Origin of the sequence: Nocardia sp. NPDC058497, from assembly GCF_042720195.1 — a bacterium.
Lineage (GTDB): Bacteria > Actinomycetota > Actinomycetes > Mycobacteriales > Mycobacteriaceae > Nocardia.
Genome location: NZ_JBHXMY010000216.1, coordinates 1 through 9,013 on the forward strand (window position 1 = coordinate 1; position 9,013 = coordinate 9,013).

The 9,013-nt window shown below is 68.4% G+C and carries 6 protein-coding genes, 1 tRNA gene and 1 pseudogene; 4 read left to right on the forward strand and 4 right to left on the reverse strand.

Annotation, left to right across the window (positions count from 1 at the left end; all coding sequences use genetic code 11):
• Window positions 1-160 precede the first annotated feature (160 nt).
• Entirely contained in the window at window positions 161-868 is a 708-nt protein-coding gene (locus ACFWPJ_RS16380; RefSeq protein WP_378852109.1) for a MazG family protein, read from the reverse strand.
• Window positions 868-4,479 carry a transcription-repair coupling factor gene (gene mfd, locus ACFWPJ_RS16385; RefSeq protein ID WP_378852111.1) on the reverse strand — a complete coding sequence of 1,204 codons (3,612 nt, stop codon included), beginning with the start codon at window positions 4,477-4,479 and terminating at the stop codon, window positions 868-870. Before mfd ends, ACFWPJ_RS16380 begins: the two co-directional genes overlap by 1 nt.
• A 151-nt stretch (window positions 4,480-4,630) precedes the next feature.
• Here mfd and ACFWPJ_RS16390 point away from each other — a divergent pair, with 151 nt between their 5' ends.
• Complete coding sequence (locus ACFWPJ_RS16390) at window positions 4,631-5,254, forward strand: TIGR03085 family metal-binding protein (RefSeq protein WP_378852113.1); 624 nt, start codon at window positions 4,631-4,633, stop codon at window positions 5,252-5,254.
• Here the strand turns inward: ACFWPJ_RS16390 and ACFWPJ_RS16395 are convergent.
• Entirely contained in the window at window positions 5,251-5,898 is a 648-nt protein-coding gene (locus ACFWPJ_RS16395) for a TetR family transcriptional regulator (RefSeq protein WP_378852116.1), read from the reverse strand. The two genes, ACFWPJ_RS16390 and ACFWPJ_RS16395, sit on opposite strands and share 4 nt — an antisense overlap.
• A gap of 170 nt (window positions 5,899-6,068) precedes the next feature.
• Window positions 6,069-6,695 (reverse strand): TetR/AcrR family transcriptional regulator, encoded by a 627-nt coding sequence (locus ACFWPJ_RS16400; RefSeq protein ID WP_189026023.1) that lies wholly within the window; start codon window positions 6,693-6,695, stop codon window positions 6,069-6,071.
• A 308-nt stretch (window positions 6,696-7,003) separates the two neighbouring features.
• On the opposite strand from ACFWPJ_RS16400, the gene ACFWPJ_RS16405 reads away from it, so the two are divergent.
• The 3 genes and pseudogenes from ACFWPJ_RS16405 to prsA form a co-directional block, all read left to right on the forward strand.
• Window positions 7,004-7,074 (forward strand) — tRNA-Gln (locus tag ACFWPJ_RS16405).
• Between the two features lie 90 nt (window positions 7,075-7,164).
• Window positions 7,165-8,655, forward strand: coding sequence for a bifunctional UDP-N-acetylglucosamine diphosphorylase/glucosamine-1-phosphate N-acetyltransferase GlmU (glmU, locus tag ACFWPJ_RS16410; protein ID WP_378852119.1), 1,491 nt, complete (start codon window positions 7,165-7,167; stop codon window positions 8,653-8,655).
• Window positions 8,656-8,687: 32 nt separating this feature from the next.
• Window positions 8,688-9,013, forward strand: a pseudogene (gene prsA, locus ACFWPJ_RS16415) (ribose-phosphate pyrophosphokinase); the annotation flags it as partial.

Consider the following 9,013-nt stretch of genomic DNA (forward strand, 5'->3'; position numbering starts at 1 on the left):
CAGGATCTGCTGGAAATCATCCAGCGGGTGCATGCCATCGACGGCGTGAATCACACCGAGACGATGCTCGCGCTGGCCACTCCGATCAAGTATCGAATCAAGTATTCAGACACGCTGTCAGCCGTCACCTGCGCGAACGATTCGATTAGCTGACCGATAGCTATTTCGGCCAGTAGGCGCGCCATTCCCGCGCCGTCAACGGGAGACGTTCGCCACGTGCGGATTCCGCGGCGTCCTCGGCCGCGCGGATGGCGGTGGCGAAATCGAGGGTGGCCTTACGCAGGCGTTCCTCGGCGGAATCCGGCCCGCCGAGCTCGACTACGCGCAGTGCGCCGGGGACCAGGTCGTCGGGCAGACCGGCCAGGGAACTGCGTGAACGCACCTTCTCGGCCAGTGCCAGCGCGGGCTGGGCCATGGCGATGCCGTCGAGGCAGGATCGGCGCGACTTCTCCGCGGATTTGCGCTCCTCCCAGGCCTTTTCCTGGGCGGCGATCTTGTCGGCCACCGAGGTGCCGACGGGCAGGTCGGCCGCGGTCAGGTGCGGGCTGCGGTTGACCAGCTTGCCCACCAGCGTCGCGGCCACCTCGTCGACGGTGAATTCGCCTGCGGCTTCGGCGATCCGGGAATGGAACAGCACCTGCAGCAGCAGGTCGCCGAGTTCTTCCTTGATGGTCTCGTAGTCACCGGCCTGGATGGCGTCGAGCAGCTCGTAGGTCTCCTCGAGCAGGTAGGGGCGCAGCGAGTCGTGGGTCTGGGTGGTCTCCCAGCCGCCGAAATGCCACAGCCGGTCCATCACCTCGACCGCGCCGGCGAGTCCGGCCGCGACCACGGCGGTGTCGGCCGCCTCCTGGGTCGCCTCGCCGCCCATCAGACGGGCGTCGCTTCCGTCGGCACCGAAAGATCGACCATGCCTTGCGGTTTGCCGTCCAGCGCGAGCAGCAGATCGGCGACGAACTGCAGCACGGTGACATCGCGCACCCGGTCGGCGCCGACGCTGTCGGTGACCCGCGGCAGCGGCAACTGCACCAGGCCGCTGGCCGCGCGATAGGTCGCGCTCGGGTAGAGCCGCTTGAGCCGGAGCTGTTTGGAATCGGGCAGAGTCAGCGGTGCGATCTTGAGTGTCGTTCCGGTGACCACGATCTCGGACACGTCGTAGGCGCGGGCGAGCAGGCGCAGCTTGGCCACCGACACCAGCCTGCCGACCTCCACCGGCAGCGGGCCGTACCGGTCGACGAGCTCCTCCACGACCGCGGCCAGCGCCGAATCGTCCTGCGCGGCGGCGAGTTTGCGGTAGGCCTCGAGCCGCAGCCGGTCGCTGGCGATGTAGTCGGGCGGGATGTGCGCGTCCACCGGCAGGTCGATGCGCACCTCCTTGGTCTCCTCGGTGACGATCGGCTTGCCGTCGGCGGCCGCGCGATACGCCTCGACGGCCTCGCCGACCAGGCGCACGTACAGGTCGAAACCGACGCCTGCCACATGGCCGGACTGCTCGGCGCCGAGCACATTGCCCGCGCCGCGGATCTCGAGGTCCTTCATCGCCACGGCCATACCGGCGCCGAGGTCGGAGTTCTGGGCGATGGTGGCCAGGCGGTCGTAGGCGGTCTCGGTGAGCGGCTTCTCCGGCGGGTACAGGAAGTAGGCGTAGCCGCGCTCGCGGGACCGGCCGACGCGGCCACGCAGCTGGTGCAGCTGGGACAGGCCGAGGGAGTCGGCGCGTTCCACGATCAGGGTGTTGGCATTGGAGATGTCGAGGCCGGTCTCGATGATCGTGGTGCAGACGAGCACGTCGTATTCGCGCTGCCAGAAACCCTGCACGGTGCGCTCGAGCTGGTCCTCGTTCATCTGGCCGTGCGCGACGACGACGCGCGCCTCGGGCACCAGGTCGCGAATCTTCTTGGCCGCCTTGTCGATCGAGGACACCCTGTTGTGCACGTAGAAGACCTGGCCGTCGCGCATCAGCTCACGGCGGATGGCGGCGGTGACCTGCTTGTCGTTGTAGGCGCCGACATAGGTGAGGACGGGGTGCCGTTCCTCGGGCGGGGTGAGGATGGTCGACATCTCGCGGATGCCCGCCAGGCTCATCTCCAGGGTGCGCGGGATCGGGGTGGCCGACATGGTGAGCACGTCGACGTGGGTGCGCAGGGCCTTGATGTGTTCCTTGTGCTCGACGCCGAAGCGCTGCTCCTCGTCGACGACGACCAGGCCGAGATCCTTCCAGCGCACACCGGTCTGCAGCAGCCGGTGCGTGCCGACCACGATGTCGACCGCGCCGTCGGCCATCCCGGCCATGATCTCCTTGGACTCGGCCGCGTCGGTGAACCGCGACAGGCCCTTCACCGTCACCGGGAAACCGGCGACCCGCTCGGTGAAGGTCTGCAGGTGCTGCTGGGCCAGCAGCGTGGTCGGCACGAGCACGACGACCTGCTTACCGTCCTGGACCGCCTTGAACGCGGCGCGCACGGCGATCTCGGTCTTGCCGTAGCCGACGTCGCCGCACACCACGCGGTCCATCGGGACCGCCTTCTCCATGTCGGCCTTGACGTCGGTGATGGCGGTCATCTGGTCGACGGTCTCGGTGAACGCGAACGCGTCCTCCATCTCCTGCTGCCACGGGGTATCCGGGGCGAAGGCGTGACCCGGCGCCGCCTGGCGGGCCGCGTAGAGCTGCACCAGCTCGCCCGCGATCTCGCGAACCGCCTTGCGCGCCTTGCGTTTCGTGTTCGCCCAGTCCGAACCACCGAGCTTGGACAGGCTCGGCAGCTCGCCGCCGACGTAGCGGGAGAGCTGGTCGAGCGATTCCATCGGCACGAACAGCCGGTCGCCCGGCTGGCCGCGCTTGCCCGGCGCGTACTCGATGACCAGGTACTCGCGCCGCGCCCCGCCGATGGTGCGCTCGATCATCTCGACGAAGCGGCCGATGCCGTGCTGGTCGTGCACGACCATGTCGCCCGCGGTGAGCGCCAGCGGGTCGACCTGGTTGCGGCGCTTGGCGGGCAACCGCTTACCCTCGGTGGGTGCGGTGACCCGGTTGCCGGTCAGATCGGATTCGGCGACGACCACCAGGCTCGCGTCGTCGAAGATCAGGCCGTCGTGCAGCGAACCGCACAGCACCCCGACCACGCCCGGTTCCGGCACCGCGCCCGCCGCCAGCGCCGCGGCGGGCACCTCGGCGTCGGCGAGGCGTTCCAGAATGCGTTGCGCCGTACCGTGTCCGGTCACCACGATGACCGCGCGGCCGCCCGTTGCCACGTGCGCGCGCAGCGACGCGAACATGGTGGCGACCAGTTCCTCGGACCCGCGCGCGGTGGGACCGGCCAGCACGGGCAGGTTCACCTCGACCGGATCGCCGGAGCTGAGCGGGCTCAGCGTCCACCACGGCAGGCCGAGTTCGTCGGCACTGGTGTGCAGTTCGGGCAGGCTGCGGTAGCCGGAGGCGGCCAGGTCGAGGCCGTGCGCGCCCAGCGGCGCGTCGCTACCGAAAGACGCGGCGGTCCATGATGCTTCGAGGAATTCCTCGCCGGTGCGCACGAGATCGGCGGCGCGGGTGCGGATCTTCTCCGGGTCGCACAGCAGCAGGTGGGTGCCCGCGGGCAGGGCCTCGGTGAGCAGGCTCAGCTTGCCGGGGGCGAGCACCGGCAGGAGGGCTTCCATGCCGTCGACCGGGATGCCCTCGGCGATCTTGTCCAGCATCTCGACCAGCGCGGCATCGGCGGCGTTGTCGGCGGCGACGGCGGCGGCGCGTTCGCGCACCGGCTCGGTGAGCAGCAGTTCGCGACAGGGCGGCGCGACGACGGTGTCGAGGGTGTGCTCGCTCAGCGAGCGCTGATCGGCCACCGAGAACGGGCGCAGCTCGGTGACCTCGTCACCCCAGAACTCCACGCGCACAGGGTGATCCGCGGTCGGCGGGAACAGGTCGAGGATGCCGCCGCGCACCGCGAACTCGCCGCGCTTGCCGACCATGTCGACCCGGGTGTAGGCGAATTCCACCAGGCGGGCGAGCAGGGCGTCGAAGTCGTAGTCGGCACCGACGCGCAGCACGATCGGCTCGATATCGCCGAGACCCGCCGTCATCGGCTGCATCAGCGAGCGGACAGTGGTCACCACGACGCGCAGCGGCTCCGGGTACACCGGGTCGTCGGGGTGGGCCAGCCTGCGCAGCACCTCGAGTCTGCGGCCCACCGTGTCGGGGCCCGGCGAGAGCCGTTCGTGCGGCAGTGTCTCCCAGGACGGGAACAGCGCCACCGACGGGCCGAGCATCTCGGCCAGCTCGACGGTCAGATCGTCGGCCTCGCGGCCGGTCGCGGTGACCACGACCAGCGGCTGCTGGGCCGCGATCGTCCCGGCGACGAACGGGCGCACCGCCGAGGGCGCGACCAGTTCCACTCCGGACTTGCCGACCAGGTCGGCAACCGTCCGCAGTGCGGCGTCACCCCCAGCCGCCTCGGCCAGACCGGCGAGCGGAGGACGAAGGGAGGACATGAACGCTCCTGAATACGCAGACGGGATGTTCCGGGTCGAGTCTAATCACCGGCACCGACACCTCCGGCGCACGCCTCCTGCCCCGCCGCTGCGAGGTCGCGGGTCGCGCCCGACGAGGTGATTTCTCCCATGCACGCGTACCGTCGAGGTCGTGAGTCTGGCTCAGCGCGAACGCCAAGCCCTGGTGGCGACAATGATCGAAGCGGGGCCGTCGGCCCCGACCCTGTGCGGTACCTGGACGGTGCACGACCTGGCCGCCCATCTGGTGGTCAGGGAACGGCGGCCGGATGCCTCGCTCGGCATCCTGGTGAAGCCGCTGGCCGGATACCTGGAGGCGGCCCAGGACAAGATCGCGCAGCAGCCCTTCGCCGAGCTCGCCGAACTGGTCCGCACCGGACCGCCCTGGTGGTCACCGCTGCGGCCGGTCGACGCGTTCGCCAACCTCACCGAGATGTTCGTGCATCACGAGGACGTCCGCCGCGCCGAACCCGGTTGGACGCCAAGGGAATTGGCGGCGAGCGACGAGTCGCGGCTGTGGTCGGCGCTGCGCACTGTCGCGCGTGCCGCCTATCGCAAGGCACCTGTCGCCGTGGTGCTGGCGACGCCGGACGGCGACCGGATCACCGCGCACAAGGCGCCCGGTGCCGAGGTCGTACTCACCGGCAAGCCGTCGGAGCTGTTGCTGCACGCGTTCGGCCGCAACGAGGTCAGGATCGAGACCACCGGCGACGAGGCCGACGTGCGCGCGGTGCTCGCCACCGACCGCAGCGTCTAGAGCACGTAGCGGCGCAGGCGGCGGGCGGCGAACTCGCGGAAGTACGACAGCTTCTCCGGCGGCACGATCGAGGGCAGCAGGAAGTACCAGGCGCGTTCCATCCTGGCCGCCATCTCGTCCATCGACTCGGTGCCGACGGCCACGATGTGCACGCCCGCCGTCAGCTCGTGCAGCAGCAGTCCGACCACGTCGGCGTCCAGGTCGGCGTTCAGGTCGCCCTGCGCGATGGCGCGCTCGGTCAGCACCCGGTACGTCTCGCTCCAGACCTTGGCGATGTTGTCGCCCTGTGCACCGCGATAGTCGCCGATCTGGTGGTTGAGCTTGAGCATCGCCCCGACCATCGGATCGTTCATCGACAGATCGGCCACCACGTAGGTGATCCCGATGCACGCCTCCAGCGCGGGTACCCGGGAATCGAAGAATCCCTGGCACGAGCCGACCAGGCGCTCGTTGCCCTGATCGACCACCGCCCTGGCCAGCTCCTCCTTGGAGCCGAAGTGAAAGTACAAGGCGCCCTTGGTCACATTGGACTGCGCGATGATTTCGCTGAGGCTCGCGTTGGCGTAGCCCAAACGGAGAAAGACATCGGCAGCGCCAGCAAGGACGGAGTCGCGGGTGATCTCCGCGCGCGCTTGCCTAGCCATCAGATCCGCCTGTCATCCAATAATCCAGCCATCCTGAAGTAGACCGACATCCCGAAGTTTGATCGACATACCGCCCGGCAGCACCCAAAAGGATGGGTGAACCGTACCACCAGGCGGCTATACGGCAGCCGAATCCTGGATTCACTGTGGCAGCAGGCGCTATCGTCCGGTTACCCCGCCGATCCGCGCGCCTGTCCGGTATTCCATTCGGAGCTGAGCCCCGGTTCGGCTTCCAAGTGGCTCAATCCGTTCCAGCACAGATTGACCAGATGCGCCGCGACCACTTCTTTCGGTGGTTCGCGCTCGTCGAGCCACCACGTCGCGGCGGTGGACACCATGCCGACGAGTGCCTGCGCGTAGAGCGGGGCGAGGCTGGTGTCGAGATCACGGCGAGCGAAGTCGCCGGCCAGCAGGTGCGCGACCTGGTTGACGGCCTCGTTGAGCAGGCTCGAATAGCGGCCGTCGGCATTGGCGGCGGGCTGATCGCGCACCAGGATCCGGAAGCCGTCGGTGCGTTCCTCGATGTAGGTGAGCAGCGCCAGCGCCACCTGCTCGAGCCGCACCCGCGAGCGATTCTGGGTGAGCGAGGAGGTGATCATGTCCAGCAGCATCGACATCTCGCGGTCGACGACCACCGCGTAGAGCCCCTCCTTGCCGCCGAAATGCTCGTAGACCACCGGCTTGGACACCTGCGCGCGCTGCGCGATCTCCTCGATCGAGGTCGCGTCATACCCTCGCTCGGCGAACAACGCGCGACCGATCTCGATCAGCTGCTGCCGCCGCTGGGTGCCGGTCATCCGCGGCCTGGACAATCGGGCCGACTCGCTAGAAGACACGCTTTACGCCTCTCTACCCCTGGACCATCACCACAACTGTCCCAGACCGTGCAACCACAGCGACCATCGCATCCCGAACAGCTGATTTCGCGAGGACATGGGTAACTCACCGGGTACGGGCCAACCTGCCACCCTCGCGAAGCTTGCCGCGTCCCCAACACACCCCGCACCTGAGTCTGGCCAGAATTTCCGGGGAGGCGGGAACTGTGCGAGGATCATGGCCGTGCCGTAGCACAGTGGTGGGCTCTCACGGCCCACTGGTGTGGCGATCCGCCGTAGTGTAATGGCAGCACCTCTGATTTTGGTTCAGATAGTTCAGGTTCGAGTCCTGGCGGCGGAGCACACGGACACAGTGACGTATCGTCGGCCCGCACCATCACCGACCGAACCCGCCACAGCACACTCGCTGACAGGCAGCCGAGGGAGATCCATGCCACCGCAGACCGCCGTCGTCGTTCTCGCAGCGGGTGCTGGGACGCGAATGCGGTCGAAGACTCCGAAGGTGCTGCATCCATTGGCCGGTCGGTCGATGCTCTCGCACGCGCTGCACGCCGCCGCCGAGATCGATCCGACCCACCTGATCACCGTGGTCGGCCACGACCGCGACAAGGTCGGCGCCGCCGTCGCCGAGGTCGGCAAGGGACTCGGCCGCGAGATCGTCAGCGCGGTGCAGGAGGAGCAGCTCGGCACCGGCCACGCGGTGCAGTGCGCACTGAGCTCGGTGCCCGCGGAATTCGACGGCGATCTGCTCGTCACCTCGGCCGACGTGCCGCTGCTGGACGGGCACACGCTCTCCGCCCTGCTCGACGAGCACCGTAGCTACGCCGAACGGCCCGCCGTCACCGTGCTGACCTTCGTCCCCGACGACCCCAACGGCTACGGCCGGATCGTGCGCGACGACGACGGCCAGGTCGCCGAGATCGTCGAGCACGCCGACGCGACGCCCGCCCAGGCCAAGATCAAAGAGGTCAACTCCGGCGTCTACGCCTTCGACGCCTCCGTGCTGCGCACCATGATCGGGCGGCTGTCCACCGCCAACGCACAGCACGAGCTCTACCTGACCGACGTGCTGCGGCTGGCCCGCGAGGCCGGTCATCCCGTGCACGGTGCGCGACTCGTCGACTCCAACAAGGTGACCGGGGTCAACGACCGGGTGCAGCTGTCCGAGGCGGGCGCCACCCTCAACCGGTACATCCTCGAACGGCACATGCGCGCGGGCGTCACGATCATCGATCCGGCGACGACCTGGATCGACGCGACCGTGCGGATCGGGCGCGACGCCGTGCTGCGTCCCGGCACCCAGCTGTTCGGCGAGACCCACATCGGCGAGGACGCCGAGGTCGGGCCGGACACCACGCTCACCGACGTCGTCGTCGGCTCGGGCGCGAGCGTCATCCGTACCCACGGCGAGCGCGCCGAGATCGGTGACGGCGCGACCATCGGGCCTTTCAGTTACCTGCGCCCCGGGACCGTTGTCGGCGACGCGGGCAAGCTCGGCGCCTTCGTCGAAACCAAGAACGCCACGATCGGAGCGCACTCGAAGGTGCCGCACCTGACCTACGTCGGCGACGCCACGATCGGCGAGCACAGCAACATCGGCGCTTCCAGCGTCTTCGTGAACTATGACGGCGTCACCAAGCATCACACTGTGGTCGGTTCCCACGTGCGGACCGGTAGCGACACCATGTTCATCGCCCCGGTCACCGTGGGTGACGGAGCCTATACCGGTGCGGGTACTGTGCTGCGTAGAAGCGTTCCACCGGGGGCACTGGCCGTGTCGGGTGGGCCACAGCGCATCATTGAGAACTGGGTGCAGCGTTACCGTCCAGGGACCGCTGCGGCGCGCGCGGCGGCGGATGCCATCGCGGCAAACGAGACGTCTGATCAGACAATCGAGCAAAAGGATGGCAACCAGCAGTGACCGCGTTCTCGATCGACAACCAGAAGAACTTGATGCTCTTCGCCGGCCGGTCACATCCTGAGCTGGCCGAGCAGGTCGCCAAGGAGCTGGACGTCGACATCACCCCGCAGACCGCGCGTGACTTCGCCAACGGCGAGATCTTCGTCCGGTTCGAGGAGTCGGTGCGCGGTTCGGATGCCTTCGTGCTGCAGAGCTTCCCGGCTCCGCTGAACCAGTGGCTGATGGAACAGCTGATCATGATCGACGCGCTCAAGCGTGGTTCGGCCAAGCGGATCACCGCGGTGCTGCCGTTCTACCCGTACGCGCGCCAGGACAAGAAGCACCGTGGTCGTGAGCCCATCTCGGCCCGCCTGATCGC